The organism is Acidisoma sp., from assembly GCF_035492295.1.
GTDB lineage: Bacteria > Pseudomonadota > Alphaproteobacteria > Acetobacterales > Acetobacteraceae > Acidisoma.
Window position 1 is genome coordinate 1 of record NZ_DATJJK010000149.1, and the last position, 16,815, is coordinate 16,815.

The 16,815-nt window shown below is 66.2% G+C and carries 19 protein-coding genes and 1 pseudogene; 9 read left to right on the forward strand and 11 right to left on the reverse strand.

What is annotated here, in order from left to right:
- The 4 genes and pseudogenes from VL752_RS10475 to VL752_RS22260 all read right to left on the reverse strand — a co-directional run.
- Positions 1-396 (reverse strand): L-dopachrome tautomerase-related protein (locus VL752_RS10475; protein ID WP_325354881.1); only part of this gene is annotated, 396 nt, incomplete at its 3' end.
- A 113-nt stretch (positions 397-509) separates the two neighbouring features.
- Entirely contained in the window at positions 510-944 is a 435-nt protein-coding gene (locus VL752_RS10480; RefSeq protein ID WP_325354883.1) for a GlcG/HbpS family heme-binding protein, read from the reverse strand.
- Between the two features lie 200 nt (positions 945-1,144).
- Positions 1,145-1,786, reverse strand: a complete 642-nt coding sequence (locus VL752_RS10485; RefSeq protein WP_325354885.1) for a zinc-binding dehydrogenase — start codon at positions 1,784-1,786, stop codon at positions 1,145-1,147.
- A gap of 72 nt (positions 1,787-1,858) precedes the next feature.
- Positions 1,859-2,158 (reverse strand): annotated as a pseudogene (locus VL752_RS22260) (alcohol dehydrogenase catalytic domain-containing protein); the annotation flags it as partial.
- Between the two features lie 165 nt (positions 2,159-2,323).
- Here VL752_RS22260 and VL752_RS22265 point away from each other — a divergent pair.
- Together VL752_RS22265 and ligA are read left to right on the forward strand one after the other, a co-directional pair.
- Positions 2,324-3,184 carry a LysR substrate-binding domain-containing protein gene (locus VL752_RS22265; protein WP_408863099.1) on the forward strand — a complete coding sequence of 287 codons (861 nt, stop codon included), beginning with the start codon at positions 2,324-2,326 and terminating at the stop codon, positions 3,182-3,184.
- A 163-nt stretch (positions 3,185-3,347) separates the two neighbouring features.
- Positions 3,348-5,444, forward strand: coding sequence for an NAD-dependent DNA ligase LigA (gene ligA / locus VL752_RS10495; RefSeq protein ID WP_325354889.1), 2,097 nt, complete (start codon positions 3,348-3,350; stop codon positions 5,442-5,444).
- A gap of 80 nt (positions 5,445-5,524) precedes the next feature.
- Here ligA and VL752_RS10500 read toward each other — a convergent pair whose 3' ends face one another.
- Positions 5,525-6,010 carry an Hsp20/alpha crystallin family protein gene (locus VL752_RS10500; protein WP_325354891.1) on the reverse strand — a complete coding sequence of 162 codons (486 nt, stop codon included), beginning with the start codon at positions 6,008-6,010 and terminating at the stop codon, positions 5,525-5,527.
- Between the two features lie 36 nt (positions 6,011-6,046).
- Between VL752_RS10500 and VL752_RS10505 the strand changes: the two genes are divergently transcribed.
- Complete coding sequence (locus VL752_RS10505) at positions 6,047-6,187, forward strand: hypothetical protein (RefSeq protein WP_325354893.1); 141 nt, start codon at positions 6,047-6,049, stop codon at positions 6,185-6,187.
- A gap of 4 nt (positions 6,188-6,191) precedes the next feature.
- Here VL752_RS10505 and VL752_RS10510 read toward each other — a convergent pair whose 3' ends face one another.
- From VL752_RS10510 to VL752_RS10520, 3 genes are read right to left on the reverse strand one after another with little or no spacing between them, the layout of a single operon-like run.
- The gene (locus tag VL752_RS10510; protein ID WP_408863104.1) at positions 6,192-6,998 is read right to left on the reverse strand and encodes a methyltransferase domain-containing protein; all 807 of its coding nucleotides are present in this window, start codon (positions 6,996-6,998) and stop codon (positions 6,192-6,194) included.
- On the reverse strand, positions 6,995-8,356 hold the full coding sequence (locus tag VL752_RS10515) for a glutamate--cysteine ligase (protein ID WP_325354897.1): 1,362 nt from the start codon (positions 8,354-8,356) through the stop codon (positions 6,995-6,997). The genes VL752_RS10510 and VL752_RS10515 overlap by 4 nt, the downstream gene beginning before the upstream one ends.
- A gap of 12 nt (positions 8,357-8,368) precedes the next feature.
- Positions 8,369-9,115 (reverse strand): 16S rRNA (uracil(1498)-N(3))-methyltransferase, encoded by a 747-nt coding sequence (locus VL752_RS10520; RefSeq protein ID WP_325354899.1) that lies wholly within the window; start codon positions 9,113-9,115, stop codon positions 8,369-8,371.
- Here VL752_RS10520 and ubiA point away from each other — a divergent pair.
- Both ubiA and VL752_RS10530 read left to right on the forward strand, forming a co-directional pair.
- Positions 9,114-10,013 (forward strand): 4-hydroxybenzoate octaprenyltransferase, encoded by a 900-nt coding sequence (gene ubiA, locus VL752_RS10525; protein WP_325354901.1) that lies wholly within the window; start codon positions 9,114-9,116, stop codon positions 10,011-10,013. The two genes, VL752_RS10520 and ubiA, sit on opposite strands and share 2 nt — an antisense overlap.
- A 2-nt stretch (positions 10,014-10,015) precedes the next feature.
- Positions 10,016-10,660: a class I SAM-dependent methyltransferase gene (locus VL752_RS10530; RefSeq protein ID WP_325354903.1), complete on the forward strand. Its 645-nt coding sequence runs from the start codon at positions 10,016-10,018 to the stop codon at positions 10,658-10,660.
- On the opposite strand, the gene VL752_RS10535 is transcribed toward VL752_RS10530, so the two are convergent.
- Positions 10,657-11,523 (reverse strand): universal stress protein, encoded by an 867-nt coding sequence (locus VL752_RS10535; RefSeq protein WP_325354904.1) that lies wholly within the window; start codon positions 11,521-11,523, stop codon positions 10,657-10,659. The genes VL752_RS10530 and VL752_RS10535 overlap by 4 nt on opposite strands.
- Before the next feature lie 48 nt (positions 11,524-11,571).
- Positions 11,572-12,189 (reverse strand): pyridoxamine 5'-phosphate oxidase, encoded by a 618-nt coding sequence (pdxH, locus tag VL752_RS10540; protein ID WP_325354906.1) that lies wholly within the window; start codon positions 12,187-12,189, stop codon positions 11,572-11,574.
- Between the two features lie 219 nt (positions 12,190-12,408).
- Here pdxH and fabI point away from each other — a divergent pair, with 219 nt between their 5' ends.
- The 4 genes from fabI to VL752_RS10560 all read left to right on the forward strand — a co-directional run bounded on the left by fabI (position 12,409) and on the right by VL752_RS10560 (position 16,057).
- Positions 12,409-13,251 carry an enoyl-ACP reductase FabI gene (gene fabI / locus VL752_RS10545; protein ID WP_325354908.1) on the forward strand — a complete coding sequence of 281 codons (843 nt, stop codon included), beginning with the start codon at positions 12,409-12,411 and terminating at the stop codon, positions 13,249-13,251.
- A gap of 24 nt (positions 13,252-13,275) precedes the next feature.
- The gene (gene aroC, locus VL752_RS10550) at positions 13,276-14,361 is read left to right on the forward strand and encodes a chorismate synthase (protein ID WP_325354910.1); all 1,086 of its coding nucleotides are present in this window, start codon (positions 13,276-13,278) and stop codon (positions 14,359-14,361) included.
- Between the two features lie 71 nt (positions 14,362-14,432).
- Positions 14,433-15,692: a hypothetical protein gene (locus VL752_RS10555; RefSeq protein ID WP_325354912.1), complete on the forward strand. Its 1,260-nt coding sequence runs from the start codon at positions 14,433-14,435 to the stop codon at positions 15,690-15,692.
- Between the two features lie 182 nt (positions 15,693-15,874).
- Entirely contained in the window at positions 15,875-16,057 is a 183-nt protein-coding gene (locus VL752_RS10560) for a peptide chain release factor 1 (protein WP_325354914.1), read from the forward strand.
- 10 nt (positions 16,058-16,067) lie between these two features.
- On the opposite strand, the gene VL752_RS10565 is transcribed toward VL752_RS10560, so the two are convergent.
- Positions 16,068-16,808: a TlyA family RNA methyltransferase gene (locus VL752_RS10565; protein WP_325354998.1), complete on the reverse strand. Its 741-nt coding sequence runs from the start codon at positions 16,806-16,808 to the stop codon at positions 16,068-16,070.
- Positions 16,809-16,815: the final 7 nt, after the last annotated feature.

Below are 16,815 nucleotides of genomic sequence, written 5' to 3' on the forward strand. Positions count from 1 at the left end.
TCTCACGACCTCGTCGGTCGCCAGGTCAACGGCAACCAGCTTTGCGCCGCCGGCGACGGGAGCCGAGAACCCGGGCGCTGCCGTATCGAGTATCCAAAGCCGATTGGCGGCGTCGACGACCACGCTCTGCACGCTCGCAAGCGTCGCACCGGGCTTCGCGGAATCAAATGTATTGATGGCGACATTCGGATACGCAATGACCTTGCCGTCACGGATCTCGCCGACGGTGAACGGCACCGCATCGCCCCAACGGGGAAAGTTGATGAAGACGCGCCCATCGGCCGCGACGGTGACGCCAGTCGGCATTGCATCGTGGAATTGGAATACCGGTTCGATATGCCCGATCGGGCGGTCGCTCGCGAGTTGCATCGCGTCATGTAATGCGTTCTGGCCCATGCTGGCCTCTCCTTTGCCCTCTGTCGCAGCAACCGGTACCGCCCCGGCCACCATACCGAATGCGGCGATGACTGCCGTCCTGCGCCGGACGGTCGGTGACCCGCCCACGTGCATCACGCGGCGGCGAGCGCTGCCAGGACGGCGTCACGGCCCGCCTCGGCAACCGCAACGTCCTGTTCGGTCGTACCCGATCCCACGCCGATCGCTCCCAGCGTGTCGCCTGCGAAGACGATCGGTAATCCACCCCCGAGATTGGCAATGCCGCCATGGCTCGCCAGACCCAGATTTGCACCGAATTCGAAGGGAAGCCCACCGGTCGGCGCACTGAGCGAAGCGCTGGTGGCGGCCTTGGCGATTGCCGGGTCCCGCGCGAGAACTGCCGCCCCGTCCACCCTGGCGAAGGCCAGCAGATTGCCGCCGGCATCCACGACGGCGATACATTCCGGGGCGGCGATCTCGCGGGATTTCACCACCGCCGCTTCGACCGCTATGGCGGCCGCTGCATAGGTCAGCTGCTTCCGATTCTGAATCAGCGGCAATTTCAACATTCGTGCATCTCCTGCGAGGCAGATTGAGGGATTTGGTATGACTTCGAGCGTGAAGGTGCGCCGATCGAGACCCTGGCCTTGCGAGGGGTGCCATCGAGTGCTGTGGCTCGCGCGGAGTTATGCAGAGGCGGACACATCGACTTGCCCGCGAGCCGATGTTGCTGCCTCTGTGGCGTCGTCTCGCGACAGCCAGGCCAAGGTCAGGCTTCCTCTGCGATGTCGATGACGATCTTGCCGGTGGCTTTGCCCGATTCGATGCGTCGATGGGCATCCGGTGCGGTGGCAAGGGTGAAGTGATTCGCGTCGATGAGCGGCCGCACTCGGCCTGCGTCAACGAGCCGTGCCAGGCTGCGCAGGATGCGCCCATGCCGATCGCGACCACGCCCATGCAACATGGGCAGCAGCATGAAGACCACACCGAAGGAAAGTGCCTTGGCGTGAAGCAGCCCCAGGTCCTGGGTGGTCCGTGAATTGGTGGTGATGACGCGACCATTGTCGCCTGCCGCCGCGAACGACGCCCCCAGGTTGCTGCCGCCTACAGTGTCGAAGACGACATCGAAGCCGCGACCCTCAGAGAGCCGATCGACGTAATGGTCGACCGTTTCACTAAGGTAAAGGACGGTCTCATCCGCACCAAGATTGCGCGCCAAATCCGCGGCGTCCGCCGACCCAACCGTGGTGGCGACGCGCGCACCCAGAACCTTGGCGAGCTGCACGGCGATGTGTCCGACGCCGCCAATGCCGCCGTGGATCAGGATATGATCCGATGCCGTAACATTGGTCCTCTCCAGCCCGTCCCAAGCCGTAATCGAAACGAGCGGCAATGCTGCCGCCTCGTGCATGGTGAGAGTCGTAGGCTTCGGCGCAAGCAGTCTCGCGTCCGCGAGAAGATATTCGGCCAATGCTCCGCCGTGTCCCTTCACACCGCCAGCGCACCCATAGACTTCGTCACCAGGCGAGAAATCAAGCACGCCCGGGCCGACTTCCTGGACAGTCCCGGCAACATCCGCGCCCAGGACCATCGGGCTGTCCGGCGCTATCGGCAGTCCAGTGCGGATTTTCGTATCCACCTGGTTGACCGAGGTGGCCGCCACTTTGACGAGAACGGTTCCGGGCCTGATTACGGGCTTCGGAATATCCATGAGCTGAAAATTCTCTGGGCCACCGAACGCCGTCAGGACCTGTGCGCGCATGATGCCTCCTGGTCGCGGCATATGGGCATTACCGGACCCATCCCGCCCCTTTTGTGGAACACGTCAGAATTCAACAACCACCGCCAGCGCGGCATTCCGCGGTGGCACCGACGACATGAGTGCTCGCCAGCGTTCACGCAAACGCATAGTTTGGATGGTTCCAGTGGAAATTCTTATGAATTGGCCATGCCTGACCTCGACCTGGATCTGTTGCGCACATTCGTGGCCGTCGCCGACGCGGGGAGTTTTACTGCCGCGGCGGACATCGTCGGGCGCTCGCAGTCTGCCGTCAGTCAGAAAATCCGGCGACTGGAAGAGCTCATCGGCCATCCGGTGTTCGAACGGACCAGCCGGTCGCTGTGCCTTACCGGTCCTGGCGGGCAACTGCTGATCGGGGCTCGTCGGCTCCTGGACCTCAACGACGATGTCATTCGCTCGCTACAGATACCGCGAGCTTCCGGACGACTGCGCGTGGGAATATGCGAGGACTTCGTCCCCTTGCAATTGTCGCGGCTCCTGGCGCGGTTTCTCAGACTGTACCCGGAAGTTCAACTGGAGGTAAACACAAGTCTGACGCACGAGCTGTTGGCAGAATTTGACAACGGCGACCTTGATCTCGTGATCGCCACGAGGCAGCTGCGGGATCGAGGTCGCGTCATATGGCGCGAACCGATGGTGTGGTTTGCCGCTCTGGATTTTCGGTTGGAATTGGATCGACCACTGCCACTCGTGCTCTTGAAGCCGCCATGCACCTATCGGGAGCTCATGTTTACGACGCTCGATGCGGCGCGGCAGGACTGGGCGACCGCCTGCACCGTCACCAGTCTCATGGGCGTTCAGGCCGCCGTTGCAGGCGGGCTCGGCATAACGGCATTGGGGCGGTCCTTTATCCAAGACGGTATGCAAATCCTTGAGCCTCCGGACCACTGGCCTCCTCTGCCAATGACCGAGATCGTCGTGCTAGGCGATGATACGGCCGAGAGGTCTCTGGTTCAGCCGCTGCTGACTTTCCTCGTTGAGGGTATGAAGTCACCATCCGCCGTATAGCTCTTGGGCCCCGGCTCGCGGCCTGCCGTCCCTTGGCACCAAAGCCGAATGGTTGACCTTCCGGATGCGTCCTTGAAAGCGGACGACCGGCTGTCCACCCAATTCGGCGTCCACTCCACCCAGTGGCACGCCCGCCGCAGGGGATGCTAACCTCCATCCCCTCATGACCGCTGATCCCCGCCCAGTCGAAGACCTCACGCCCGAGGAAGCCGCCGAGGAACTGGCGCGCCTTGCCGCCGAAATCGCGCATCAAGATGCCGCCTACCACACCAGCGACGCGCCCGAGATCTCCGACGCCGACTACGACGCGCTGCGCCGGCGCAACGCCGCGCTCGAGGCCCGCTTCCCGGAGCTGATCCGCCTGGATTCACCCTCCACAAGGGTCGGCGGCGCGCCGGAGAGCGGATTCGCGAAAATCCGCCACCGCGTGCCGATGCTGTCCCTCGACAACGCCTTCGGTGCCGAGGAATTTTTGGAGTTCTGCGCCCGCATCCGCCGCTTCCTCGGCCTCACCGGCACTCTGGCCTTCGTCGCCGAACCAAAGATCGACGGCTTGTCGATCAGCCTCACCTACGAGCACGGCCGCTTCATCCGCGGCGCCACCCGCGGCGACGGCACTGAAGGCGAGGACGTCACCGCCAACCTGCGCACCGTCCAGTCGATCCCCGAAAAGCTGCACGGCAAGGCACCCGCGCTGATCGAGATCCGCGGCGAGGTGTTCATGACCAAGGCCGACTTCCTGGCACTGAACGCCGCCCAGGCCGAGGCCGGTGGCAAGATCTTCGCCAATCCCCGCAACGCCGCCGCCGGCAGCCTGCGCCAGATCGACCCCTCCATCACTGCCAGCCGCCCGCTGTCGTTGTTCGCCTACGCCCAGGGCGAAAGCTCCGAACCGGTGGCGGAAACCCATTGGGGCTACCTCCAGCGGCTGAAAGCCTGGGGGTTCACCGTCAATCCGCTGTCCCGGCTGCTGGCCGATGAGTCCGAGGCCGAGGCGTTCCAGACCGAGATGGGCCTGCAGCGCGCCGGCCTCGGCTACGACATCGACGGCGTCGTCTACAAGATCGACGACCTCCGGCTGGAGACCCGCCTCGGCTTCGTCGGCCGCGCGCCGCGCTGGGCGATCGCCTGGAAATTCCCAGCCGAACAAGCGGTCACCACCTTGCGCGAAATTCGCATCCAGGTCGGCCGGACGGGGGCGCTGACGCCAGTGGCCGAGCTTGAGCCGGTGAATGTCGGCGGCGTGCTCGTGACCCGGGCGACGCTGCATAACGAGGACGAGATCGCCCGCAAGGACGTGCGGGTGGGCGATACCGTGATGTTGCAGCGGGCAGGGGACGTGATCCCGCAGATCCTCGGCATCGTGCCGGAGAAGCGGCCCGAGGGTACCGTACCCTGGGTACCGCCGGAGCATTGCCCGGTCTGCGGTTCGCTCGCGCTGCGCCCCCCGGGCGAGGTCGTGCGGCGCTGCACCGGTGGCCTCATCTGCCAGGCCCAGCAGGTGGAGCGGCTGATCCATTTCGTCTCGCGCGGTGCCTTCGACATCGAGGGACTGGGCGACAAGACGGTCGCCGAGTTCCATGCCGACGGACTGATCGCGACGCCCGTCGATATCTTTCGCCTGCCGGAGCACGAGGCTGAGATCGCCCAGCGCGAGGGCTGGGGCGATCTGTCCGCCGCCAACCTCTCCCGCTCCATCGAGGCGCGGCGGACCATACCGCTCGCCCGCTTCATCTATGCGCTCGGCATCCGCCGCATCGGCGAGACCAATGCGAAACTCCTCGCCCGGCATTACGGCAGCTACGCGCATTGGCGGGAGGAGATGCTGGCTGCGCGCATCGTGGGTTCGGACGCACGCCTGGCACTCGGCAGCATTCTCGGCATCGGCCCGGCGGTCGCCGAGGAGCTGGTGGAATTTTTCGCGGAGGATCGCAACATCGGCGTTCTGGATGCTCTCGCCGGCGTGCTGACCATCGAGGATGCGGAGAGCGCCCGGGCTGATAGCCCGCTTGCCGGCAAGACGATCGTCTTCACCGGCGGCATGGAGAGCATGACCCGGCCGGAAGCCAAGGCCCGCGCCGAATCTCTGGGCATGCGGGTGACGGACAGCGTGTCCAAGAAGACCGATTACGTGGTCGCCGGGGCCGATGCGGGCTCGAAGGCCCGCAAGGCTGCGGAGCTTGGCATCACCGTGCTGGACGAGGCCGCCTGGCGCGACATGGCGGGCCTGCCGCCGGCCCCGCCGTCCGACGCCCCCTAGAGTTTAACTTTATCGGTCGAGCGGGATGGCCATGCGCGCACGCGCCATCCTGCCCTAGCGAACCCTGGGTCAGGGAACGCCTATTCCTTGCTGATCGCGATGTGCTTCAGGCCGTTCTTCGCATCCGCGCGCTTGCCGACCGTCACCGTCAGCACGCCGTTCTTGAAGGCGGCCGCGACTTTGTCCGGATCGATGTCCCGGCCGAGCTGAAGGGAGCGCAGGAACTGGCCCTGCCAGCGTTCGCTGTAAACCGGCCCCTTGGTTTCGGATTTCTTCTCTCCCTTGAGAGTGAGAACACCGTCCTGCAGCGAGAGCTCGAGGTCCTTCTCTTCCAGCCCCGGCACCTCGGCGACGACCTTCACCTCGGTCTCGGTCTCGCTCACCTCCACCTGCGGCCAGGTGGTGGCGAAGGCCGAGCGTGGGGCCATGGGCAGGCCGAAGCCGCGGGTGAATTCATCGAAGAGCCGGTTCATATCCCGGTGCAGGGCGATGAAGGGATCGGCGGGGCCGCCCGTCTCGGCGGGTGTGCGGGGGCGGTTGAAGGGCAGAAGATCGGAGAAAGCCATGGCTCAAAACCTCCATGTCTCGGGATCCGGATCGACATGACCGATGCAGCCGTGGCGACCGTCGGACCGCGGGTTCGATTAACAGGCCGCAAAATACCAGCGCGACAGGGCAAGCGGATTGATGTCGATCAAAAAGGACCGGGCGGGATGCTGAATATTCGCGGCCCGCGCGATTGAGGCATCAAACCTCGGCCTGGGTATTGCCGGAAGACCATCCCGTCATGATGCCGAGGCGGAGCGTTACCTTCATCCGGCCTTCGGCATCCAGAGGCAGCCGCATCAGCGCGGCGGGGAAGAGACCCCGCGGCGGGATGGCCCGGCTTCGCTCGCGGATCGCGTTGCGCTCTCCGGCTGCCTGAAGATCCCGCAGCAAGGTCAGCGGATTGCCGTAAAGGAGGGAGACCTCCTCCTGATCCGCGACCGGGGAGGCGAAACCCGCCCGCTGCAGGAGGCCGGCAAGGTCGCGCAATTCCGGAAAGGGCGAGATGCGGGGGCTGGCGCCGCCGCGCAGTTCGGCCTCGGCCTCGGTCAGGGCGTGGCGGAAATCGCCCAGCGAACCGAGGAGCGGGAGAGAAGCCAGGAACAGACCGTCCGGTTTCATCGCGCGGCGAATCTGAATCAGTGCGCCTGGCAGGTCGTTTACCCAGTGCAGCGCGAGATTGGCGACGACGAGATCGAAGCTGCCCTCGCCGAAGGGCAGCGTCTCCTCGTCCCCCACCACATAGGGCGCGCCGCTGCGCGCTGCCATCGGGAGGGACAGATCCATCGCGACGGTCGAGATGCCCATCTCACGCAGCCGAGGTGCCACAACACCGCGCCCGCCGATGTCGAGGGCCGCCTGAAAATACCGCGTGGTGTCGGATACCCGGTCGAGTAGCCGGTCCGCCGCATCCTCCAGGATGGGGGCGACGCTCTGCACCGTCGATGCCGCACGGTCGCGATAGCGGCGGACGGCTGCGCGGTCGAAGATGTCGACGCCGTCGGTCAGATCGCGGCCTCCCTAAAGATCGGTCGGACATCCCGTCCCCAGGCGCCTTCGTAACGGGCGAGCCAATGTTCCGCCTGGGTCGGTGCGCCCTCGGCGATCGCCTGAAGCGGGGCGAGATAGATCCGCTCGTCCTCACCCGCCTCATTGAAGCGACGCCGGGCGGCGAGGCCCTCGGATGCGATGGCGACGAGCGGCTTCACGAGATCCCGCAAGCATCCATGCCGCCAGGGAGCGGCGAGTCCCTGGGTGGGCACAGCCGCGCGGACCTCCATCAAGTTGCCGGCTGTCAACTCGCGCACCATGGATTCCGCGGCGGCGAGCGCGGCATCGTCATAAAGAAGCCCGGTCCAGAAGGCGGAAAAGGCGACCATCATTGCCGGGTTGCCGGCATCCGCCCCACGCATCTCGAGGAATCGCTTGAGCCGGACATCGGTGAAGATCGTGGTCAGATGATCCGCGAAATCGCCCATCGTGGGGCGTTGGCCTTCCAGTCCCCTGAGCTTTCCCGCCATGAAATCCCGGAACGAGGCGCCAGCCGTGTCGATATAATGCCCATCGCGATAGACGAAATACATCGGCACATCGAGGGCGAACTCCGCGAAGCGCTCAAAGCCGAATCCGTCTTCGAAGACCACCGCCGGAATGCCGGCGCGGGCATTGTCCGTATCGGTCCAGACCATTGCCCGGTTGGAGAGCACGCCGTTGGGCCGGCCCTCGTAGAAGGGAGAATTGGCAAAAAGGGCGGTGGCGAAGGACTGCAGCGCCAAGCTGACGCGGAGCTTGCGCACCATGTCCGCCTCCGAGCCGAAGTCGAGATTGACCTGCACGGTGCAGGTCCGGGTCATCATGTCGAGGCCACGGGTGCCCACTTTCGGCATGTAGCGGCGCATGATGCCGTAGCGGCCCTTGGGCATCCAGGGCATATCCGCCTGGGTCGCGAGGGGATGGAAACCGAGCGGCGCGAAGCCGAGGCCGAGCGGCTCGGCCACCGCCCGCACCTCCGCCAGATGGGCCGCGAGTTCGGCCTGCGTCTCGTGCAATGTTTCTCGCGGGGCGCCGGAAAGCTCGAGCTGGCCCGCTGGTTCGAGCGAGACGGAGGAGCCCGCTTGGGTCAACCCGATCGGGTTGCCGTGGTCGAGGATCGGCGCCCAGCCACCTTTCGCGATCCCTTCCAGCATCGCGCGGATGCCCTGGGGCTCATAGGGCGGCGGGGTCAGGCTCCGCTGCTGGAAGCCGAATTTTTCATGCTCGGTCCCGATGCGGAATCGCGACGGCGCTTTGCAGCCTTCCGCGAGATAGGCGGCAAGCTGGGCCGTGGAGTCGATCGGGGTGAGATCACCCTCGCCGGGGTTGGACATCGGCTGTTCTGCTCAAGCATCGTTGTTCAAGAATTCGGATGGGCGCTGCAAGAGGGCGAGACCCACGATAGCGGCGGTCTCTGCCCGCAGAATGCGGGCGCCGAGTGACGCCGCTACAAGAAAGGGAAGCCGGCGTAGGACGTCAAGCTCCCGGGGGTCAAAGCCGCCTTCCGGCCCCACCAGCAGCGCGCCCGAAACGAGCGGCGGCGGGGCCGTCGCCGCGCCGTCGCGCTCGATCGCGGCGACGAGGGGCCGGCCTTCCGGCCACCCGCGCAACAGGTTTTCGAGGGGCTGGGCTGCATGAATCCGCGGGATGGAAAGCCGCTCGCACTGCTCGGCTGCTTCCACGGCAATGGCGGCGAGCCGCTCCGGATTTGGCCGAGCCGGCTGGCTGCGCGCCGTGACGACGGGATGAATTTCCGCAACGCCAAGCTCGGTCGCCTTCTCCACCGCCCATTCCAGCGCATCGCGCTTAATGATGGAGAGGAGCAGCCAGAGGTCGGGTTCCGCTATCTGCGGGCGGATCTGTGTCTCCGCCTCCAGCCGGACCCCGCGTTTGCCCATGTCGCGGATGACGGCGCGCCACTCCCCGTCCTGCCCGTTGAAAAGCCGCAAACGATCGCCCGCGCTGCGGCGCATGACGGTGCCGAGGTAGCGCGCCTGCCTCTCCTCCAATAGGACAGAGGCGCCGGCGCCGAGCGGGGCGCTGACGTGAAGGCGGATTGACCCGTGATCGGCCTGGGAGGATGGAGTGGTCATGGTGGCGCACACAGATATCGACCGGGACGGCTGGATCGGCAAGCTCCCCGCATCGCTCGCGCCCTATGCCATCCTGGCGCGGCTGGACCGGCCGATCGGGGCCTGGCTGCTGTTTCTCCCTGGCCTCTGGAGCATTCTCCTGGCCCGCGCGCCGAGGGGTGAGACGGTTCGGCTGATCATCCTGTTCGCCATCGGGTCGCTCGTGATGCGCAGCGCCGGCTGCGTGGTGAACGATATGTGGGATCGCAAGATCGACCGCTTGGTGGCGCGCACGGCGGGGCGGCCGCTGGCCTCCGGCGCCCTGTCCATGCGGCAGGCGGCAGCCTTTCTGGCGCTTCTCCTCTGCGTGGGTCTCGCCGTGCTGCTGAGCCTCAACCGCGCGGCGCAACTGTTGGGGGCGGCCTCGCTCATCCTCGTCGCCCTTTATCCGGCGGCAAAGCGGGTGACTTGGTGGCCGCAGGCCATGCTCGGCATTACCTTCGGTTTTGGCGCGCCGCTCGGCTACGTGGCAGCGACCGGGCAGTTCGACCTCGCCGCCCTGCTGCTCTATGCCGCCGTCTTCTTCTGGATTCTCGGCTACGACACGATCTATGCGCATCAGGACCGCGAGGATGATGCGCTGGTCGGGATCGGGTCGACGGCGCGACTTTTCGCCGCAACCTCTGTGCCCTTCCTTGCCGTCTGCTATGGCCTCAGCATCCTGCTGCTCGTGGCGGCCGGCCTCGCGGCCGGATTCGGTGCGCTCTACCTGATCGTACTCATCCTGCCAGCCTGCATGCTGGCGCGGCAGGTCTGGCGGTTGGATGTCGATGACGGACCGCTCTGCCTCGCGCTGTTCAAGCACAACAAATGGGTGGGGCTGGCCGTCGGGCTCGCCTTCCTGCTCGGACGGATCTGACCATGGAGGATCCGGCCGCCTTTCTGCGCAGCCATACCGCCCGCGCCACGGCGGCCTTGGTGCCGGAGATTCCGCTCTGGCTCGCGACCGAAATCACTCCCATCTGGCAGGCGACCGAAGCTTGGCTGGCGCAGACCGGGATAGAACCGCCTTTTTGGGCTTTCGCCTGGCCGGGCAGCCAGGTCCTGGCGCGTATGGTGCTGGACCGGCCGGCGCTGGTCGCCGGCCGCCGCGTGCTGGATTTCGCCGCCGGCTGTGGGCTGGCCGCCATCGCCTGCGCCAAGTCGGGCGCCGCTTCGGTGGAGGCGGCGGAGATCGACCCGCTCGCCATCGTCGCGACCCTGCTGAACGCGGCCGAAAACGGCGTCTCCGTTGCCGCCGAGACACGGGACGTGGTGGGGCAGGACTGCCGCTGGGATCTCATTCTCTGCGGCGACGTGTGCTACGAGGCGCCGATGACCGGGCATATCCTGCCCTGGCTGCGCCGCATGGTGGCGGAGGGCGCGGAGGTCTGGGTTGCCGATCCCGGCCGCGCTTATCTGCCGCGCGCCGGGATGGAGCCGATCGGGAGCATGGATGTGCCGACGACCCTCGAACTCGAGGACAGGATCGAGCGGCGGGTCACGGTCTATCGGCTCAGCGCCTAGCGGCTCATGATCACCGGCAGGTCGGCATTTTCGAGGATGTGCCGGGTTACGCCGCCCAGGATGAGCTGGCGCAGGCGGGAATGGGAATAGGCGCCCATGGAAAGCAGATCGGAGTGAAATTCCCGCGCGGCGGCGAGCAGGCCGGCGCCCACCGATTTGTCGACCGGGCGGAAGGTCGCGATTTCCGCCTCGACTCCGTGTAGCGAGAGATAGGCGGCGAGGTCGGGCGCGCCGGGGCCGCGGCGCTGGTAATCGTCCGATGTCAGGATGCGGACGGCCTCCGCCTTCTGCATCCAGGGCAGCGCGGCCTGGACGGCGGCCGAGGATTCAGCCGTGCCGTTCCAGCCGATGCAAATGCGGCGGCCGAGGCTTTTCGGCACCGCGGCGGGCGCGATCATTACCGGCCGGCCGGAATCGAACAGCACCGCATGCAGCGCGTCCGAGGAGGAGACATCCTGCCCGGCCTCGGGATGGGGAATGACAGTGAGATCGGCCAGTCGTGCCTGTTGGGCGATGATCTCTTCCTCCCGCCCGGCGACGGATACGAAATTGGCGGTCGGGACGCCGGCATGCGGCCGCGGCTCACCGATGGTGATGCCGCGGATATTCATCGCCTGTTCGAAGAGCACGCGCACATCATGGGCGCGGACGGCGCTTTCCTTCTCGGTTGCCACCATCATGTCCTCGATCATGGCGCCCGACAGGCCTTCGCCGGCAAGCGGCGCCACGTCCCGCGCATCGACGCGGACATGCAGCACCGTGAGATGCGCCTGCCAGGTCGTGGCGGTGTCGAGTGCCGTATCGAGCGCGGCGCGTCCGGCCGCGGTCTCGTTAAGAAGCAGAATTACCTTGCGGATGGGCATGAGCGTCAGTCCGTTTCCGTGCGGGGTTTTATTGTAGCATAGCTGGCCTCAGGGAAAGAGGCGGCTCGTTTCCCAAGGCGCATCCTCGCCGTCGCGGGTGAAGATCAGCCGATCATGCAGGCGGTAGGGCATTTCGCGCCAGAACTCGAAACGCAGCGGCACGACCCGGTAGCCGGACCAGTGCGGTGGGCGCGGAACCTCTTCCGTCGGGAAGCGGGTTTCGGCTTCGGCGAGCCGGCTTTCCAGCACCGAGCGGTCGGCGAGCGGCCGTGACTGGTCGGAGGCCCAAGCCCCCAGCTTCGAGAGGCGCGGGCGGGAAGCGAAATAGACGTCGGCCTCCGCCGGCGTCACCTTTTCCACCCGGCCCAACAGCCGCACCTGCCGTTGCAGGGTTTTCCAATGGAAATTGAGGCAGGCCCGCGGATTGGCGGCAAGTTCGGCCCCCTTTTGGCTTTCATAATTCGTATAGAAGACGAAGCCCTGGGCGTCCTGGCCCTTGAGCAGCACGATACGGGCATCGGGCATGCCGTCCGCACCGACGGTCGCGAGCGTCATCGCATTCGGGTCTGCGGGCTCGGTGCGGCGCGCATCGGCGAACCATTCCGTGAAGAGCTGGAAGGGATCGGTCGTGGATAGCGACGAGGGGGAGGAAGGAGCGAGGGTCATGGCAGAGCAATCCTTGATCTGACGAGGGTATTCTGGGCCGACCTTCGCATCCGGCCAAGCCAGCTTCGGGATGGCGCCACGGCGTCGCGCACCGCCACCCCTTGTCGCTCGTTCCCTCCTGTGCCACCACCCGCTGTTACAGACGTGCCCGGTAAACTGCCGCCGGGTACGAGGCCATTCGTCGCAGTTGCCGCAGTCGTCGTTCAGAAGAGGTCCCGCATGTCTCAGGATGCCACGGCCATCCCGCCCGCCAAGGGCACGCTCATGGCTGGAAAGCGCGGTGTGGTCATGGGCGTTGCCAATGACCGGTCGATCGCTTGGGGCATTGCTGCCGCCTGCGCGGCCCAGGGGGCCGAGGTCGCTTTCACCTATCAGGGTGAGGCGCTGGAGAAACGGGTTCGCCCGCTGGCCGAGAGCATTGGCGCCGACATCGTGCTGCCCTGCGACGTGGCCGACGAGGCGAGTATCGATGCCGCCTTCGCCGAGGTGGAGAAACGCTGGGGCAAGATCGACTTCCTGGTCCATGCCATTGGCTGGGCTGACAAGGCCTATCTCCGCGGCCGCTATGTCGACACGCCGCGCGCCGCCTTCCTGCAGGCGATGGACATTTCCTGTTACAGCTTCGTCGCGGTCTGCCAGCGCGCGGCCGCAATGATGCCGGATGGCGGTTCGATGCTGACGCTCACCTATCTCGGCGCCGAGCGGGTGATGCCGCACTACAACGTGATGGGCGTCGCCAAGGCGGCGCTGGAAGCCTCCGTCCGCTACATCGCGGCCGATCTTGGCGAGCGCAACATCCGCGTCAACGGCATCAGTGCCGGCCCGATCAAGACGCTGGCCGCCTCCGGCATCGGCGATTTCCGCTATATCCTGAAGTGGAACGAGTTGAATGCGCCGCTGGGCCGCAACGTGACGACGGAAGAGGTGGGCGGCTCCGGCCTCTATCTGCTCTCCGATCTCGGCCGCGGCGTTACCGGCGAGGTCCATCACGTCGATTGCGGATACCACATTGTCGGCATGAAAAATCCCGCGGCCCCCGACATCGCGGCGATTACAAGCTGAAACCGCAGGGCGGGTCATCCAGCCGTGTCCCATAACAGCTTCGGACATCTCTTCCGCGTCACCACCTGGGGTGAGAGCCATGGGCCGGCGATCGGCTGTGTCGTCGATGGCTGCCCGCCGGGCATTCCGCTGACGGAGGCCGATATCCAGCCCTATCTGGATCGCCGCCGGCCCGGCCAGTCGAGCTTCACAACCCAGCGGCAGGAGCCGGACCAGGTCCGAATCCTCTCGGGCGTTTTTGAGGGGATGACGACGGGCACGCCGATCGGTCTGATGGTCGAGAATGTCGACCAGCGGTCGAAGGACTACAGCAATATCGCCCGGAGCTTTCGGCCGGGCCATGCCGACGTCACGTACCAGCTGAAATACGGCATCCGTGATTATCGCGGCGGCGGGCGATCGTCCGCGCGGGAGACCGCGATGCGCGTCGCCGCCGGCGCCGTGGCGCGCCGTGTGCTGGGCGAGGGCGTGGTGATCCGCGGCGCCATGGTCCAGATGGGCGCCCATCGCATTGATCCGACCCGCTGGGACTGGGAAGCGGTCAACGCCAATGCCTTCTTCTGCCCCGATCCGGTGGCGGCGGAGGCCTGGGAAGAGACGCTGCTCGCGATCCGCCGCGCGGGCTCCTCCATCGGCGCAGTCTGCGAAATCATCGCCGAAGGCGTGCCGGCAGGGCTCGGCGCGCCGATATACGGCAAGCTCGATGCCGATCTCGCGAGCGCCTTCATGAGCATCAATGCCGTGAAGGGCGTGGAGATCGGCGAAGGCTTCGCTGCCGCCACGCTGACCGGCGAAGAGAATGCCGACGAAATGCGCATGGGCGCCGATGGCCAGATTGATTTTCTGTCGAACCACGCGGGGGGTATTCTGGGCGGCATCTCCTCTGGCCAGCCGGTGGTCGCGCGGTTCGCGGTTAAACCTACGAGTTCCATCCTGACCCCGCGCCGCTCTGTCAACGAGGCCGGCGAGGAGGTCGAGGTCTCCACCCGGGGCCGACATGACCCCTGCGTCGGCATCCGCGCGGTGCCGGTGGGCGAGGCCATGATGGCCTGCGTGCTGGCCGACCATCTGCTGCGCGACCGCGCGCAGAACGGCGACCGCACAAAGTAAAGCATTCCTCTCACAACTCTGTGTTGCAGGGGTTGATTGAGACGCGGGGCGGCATCGCGTATCGGTGCAGTATGACCCAAACCCTTTCCTCCGAGACCCTGAAGCGCGCCGCCCAGGACTTCCCCGTCACGGCACTGCCGGTGATCGAGCAGTTCGTCCTGTTCGTCGGCGAGGAGGTCTGGTCGGCCCGCATCGCCGAAATCATCGGCCGGGCCGCCGCGTCGAACCGGTGCGGCGCGGTCTTCAAGCAACGCCATGCGCTGGAACTCGCGATCGAGCGCATGCGCGGCCGCGCACCGGACGGGACCCGTGCTGCTGAGCGCGCGACGCCCACGGTTGCCGAGCAGAGGCTCGGGGCGATCCTGGCCGAGCTGGTGGGCACGACCGGGACACTTAGCCCAGTGGGGCTTGAACGATTGCGGGCGCATCTCGCCGCCGCGCTGTCGGGCGAAGGGCGGCTCGTGGATCTCTTGCACCTGTTCCGTACGGCCGCGCTGCACCGGGAGCGTGGGTTCGACGTCTTCCACGCCGGGCTGGAGGAAGCGGCCCCCTACGATCTCGTGTTGCGGCGGGAAGATGCCGAGGTCGAGTGCATCTGCCACACCGTATCGGCGGAAGCCGGGCGCGACATCCATCGCCTCGCCTGGGCCTCCTTCTGTGACCGGATCGAGGCGCAAATGAAGCCTTGGATCGAGGCGCGGCCCGGCCGTTACCTGCTCAAGATAACTTTCGCCCGCGGTCTGCGGGACCAGGATGCGGCGCAGCTGGACGCGCTGCAGGCGCGCGTTCTTGCCATGCTCGACAGCGGTGCGCGTCTGGACCAGGACGAGGCTGCGGTGTTCCGCATCGAGCCGCTGGTGCTGGGGGGCAACAATGCCGCGATTGACGGGCTGATGACCCGGCTTCGCCAGGAATTCGGGCCGGAGGCGCATCTCTCGCTCTCCGCCTGCGCCGACGGCGTCTGGGCCATGGCGGCACGAGCCGGAAAGCGCAATGCGGTCGCTGAGACGGTGCGCGGCGCGCTGGACGGGCTGGCCCCGGCGCGCGTCTCCGGCACGCGCCCGGCCATTCTCGCCCTGTTCATCGAGGACATGGACCGACCTGAATGGCGCATGCTCATGGACAGTCTCGAACTCGAGGGGGCCGCGCGGCAATACATGACCTCGGACGCGGCGGCGCATGTCGTGGCGGTCACCTGCTACAGCCGGATGGAAATGTTCGGCCTCAGCGGCCCGGACGCCGCCGCCGAAGGAGAGCTTCGCTTCCGCAATCAGGCCCATCCGGCGGCCAAGATTTCGGCCCTCGCCCCGGCCATCCAGTCTTCGCTCTGATGTCTTGGTAGGGCCCGAGTGACGATTCAGGTGAGTCGCCTATCAGATTCCCTTTGAACCGATGCGACCCTGACTGCGCACGAAAACGTTGATTCGCCAAATCTGGAAGAAATGACGAGGATTCTTACTTCCACTTATGTTGCAGTGCGGTAGCATCGCATTGGCTGGGCGGGAGAGGCGAGATGGGACTCATGAAGCGATCGATCGGCTGGAAACTCGAAGAGTTGGACCGGATCCTGAACGATCCGACCGCTCCGATGGAGCCGCACCGGGTCTGGTCGCTGCTGGACGACATCTCTGGCGTCGGTGCTGGCGAGGAAATCGGTTGCTCGGGTGCGGCCGACCTGCGATCCGGCCAGGGCTGACCACCATCCCTCAAGGCGCGTAGCGCGCCCCAATCAGAAATTCATGGTTGCCCTCGGGGCCGGTGATCGGGCTTTCGACGATGCCGTCCACCGTCCAGCCTGCCAAGGTTTTCCACCAGGCTTCGATTTCGCCGCAGTAATGGGCACGCACCGCCGGGTCCGTCACGACGCCGCGCGGCCCGATCTCGGCATGCGCCGCCTCGAACTGCGGCTTGATGAGCGCGATGGCCCAGGCTCCGGGTGCAAGAAGCGCCAGGGCCGCCGGAAGCACGGCGCGAAGCCCGATGAAGCTTGCATCGCAGACCAGGGCGCCCAGAGGTTCGGGAATCTGGGCCGTCGTGATCAGCCGCGCATTGGTCTTCTCCAGCACGACGACCCGGTCATCACTGCGGAGCTTCCAGGCGAGTTGGCCATGACCGACATCCACCGCATAGACCCGCGCCGCGCCCTGACTAAGCAGCACATCCGTGAAGCCGCCGGTGGAGGCGCCGACGTCGATGCATGTGCGGCCTGCGACCGGATAGCCGAAATGGGCGAGGCCATGGGACAGCTTGAGCCCTCCGCGGGAAACCCACGGGTGGTCTTGGCCCTTCAGCGACAGGGATGCGTCCTCGGGCAGGAGGTCGCCCGCCTTGGCGATGCGCCGCGTGTCGTGAAAGGCTTGGCCGGCCATGATCAGGGCCTGGGCGCGGGCGATGCTTTCAACGAGGCCGCGATCGACCAGCAGCCGGTCTGCCCGGATCCGCCGGATCTTCGGA